Here is a 1,557-nt window from a genome sequence, read left to right as displayed (position 1 = left end):
ACGAATGCCTTTGGCCGCTCTGCTATCACAGAGAACGAAATCCGCGCGGCGGGCGAACTCCAGCCATTGCCTGAACTTGACGATGAGATTCCGCCTGATGACCGCAAACCAAAACCTGATCCTCTGGACGACCCAGAACCAGAAGCCGAAAAGTCCGGTGATACCACGGTCGAAAGTTGACCCCACGATGTCACGCAAAGCCGTCAGTAAGATGGAACGCGATATCGAGGACCGTTACTACGCGATAAAGGTTGCACTGAAGGCTCTGTTCGACCAGCGCCTGACTGGGAATGAGCGTGAAGTCAACAGCCACAACTGGCACTTCCTGTGTCACGTTAACGGCGAAGAGCCAACGCTCTACCAGGTCAATGCTGGCAAGTTCATCTACGACATGTCGCCGCAGGAGCTGGCCGACCTGCTGGGTATCGTGCAGACCATTCTGGACGATCACCTGCTGGAAGGCGGCGAGAAAAACCTCTGGGCGATGGAGTACGTCACCAAAGAGGCTCAGCGCGGCACGCTTGAAGCCTTCAACAACCTGTCTCAGCAGTCGCCAGTCTACGCCAGCCAGACAACGCTGCAGATGTTGCTATCCAGCCCCGCTTACCAGAACCAGATCGCCGCTGCTTACATCAGCACGTATAGCGACTGGAAGCTTGAAAGTGACCGGGCGCGCGGCGACCTTGCAAACGTCATAGCCGATGCGATTGGCCGGGGCGTGAATCCGCGCGAAACGGCACAGGTGATAAGCAAGCGCCTCGATGTCTCCATGAGTCGCGCGAAGAACATGGCGCAGACTGAGCAGGTAGGCGCGCTGCGGCAGGCGCAATGGAACGAAACGGACTGGGCTGCCGACAGGCTGGGCCTGAATACCGGCCTGCTGTGGCTGTCTGCGCTTAAGCCAACGACGCGAACTTGGCACGCCAGCCGTCATGGAAAGGTCTACACCACCGAAGAGGTGCGTGACTTCTACGCTGAGAACGGCAACCGATATCACTGCTATTGCAGCCAGATTCCGGCCCTGCTCAACGACGACGGCAGCATATTCAACAAAGGGTTGGCTGAGAAGCTGGCGAAAGAACGTGAACAGTGGGCAAACAAGGAGGCCGCATGATTGGAGTCATTGCTCTGCTTCTGCTGATCATATTGGTTGTCATCATTATGGTGGCAGGGTCTGGATCGGCTGATCCTTGCTCCTGTCATCGCTGCGGTAAATACACCCCAGCGCCATCAAAATTTTGCAGCGAATGTAGACCAAAGCCATTCAAACCGGCTGCAGGTCCGAGAATCCCACCAATAAAACATTAAGAGGACTCCGCATGAAGCTGTCGAGCATTCATGTAAAAAGCCTCGCCATCAACGCCTCCAATATCTCCACGACAACTATCAACGGCCAGGAACACTACGTCATTCGTGGTGCGGTTCCGATAGTCGATGACATCGTGATGAATGGCGGCCTGTACCCGGCGGAGGAGATTAACAACAGCTACCAGACGATGGAAGGCAAGCTGATGCCTCTGCCGCATCCGATGGTAGATGGCAAGTACGTCAGCGCCA

General features: G+C 55.9%; 1 protein-coding gene and 2 pseudogenes. All 3 read left to right on the top strand.

Annotated elements, in window-relative coordinates; genetic code table 11:
- A pseudogene (locus tag GVK32_RS29395) lies at positions 1–180 on the top strand (DUF1073 domain-containing protein); the annotation flags it as partial.
- 31 nt (positions 181–211) lie between these two features.
- A complete protein-coding gene (locus tag GVK32_RS28595; protein WP_227697936.1) occupies positions 212–1,114 on the top strand; it encodes a phage minor head protein in 903 nt (300 codons plus the stop codon).
- Positions 1,115–1,319: 205 nt separating this feature from the next.
- Positions 1,320–1,557: pseudogene (locus GVK32_RS28590) on the top strand (DUF2213 domain-containing protein); the annotation flags it as partial.

The organism is Klebsiella sp. 18074, from assembly GCF_902705905.1.
Taxonomy (GTDB): domain Bacteria; phylum Pseudomonadota; class Gammaproteobacteria; order Enterobacterales; family Enterobacteriaceae; genus Klebsiella; species Klebsiella terrigena.
Note: the sequence above shows the minus strand (reverse complement) of the source record. Positions and strands in the feature narration are given on the sequence as shown.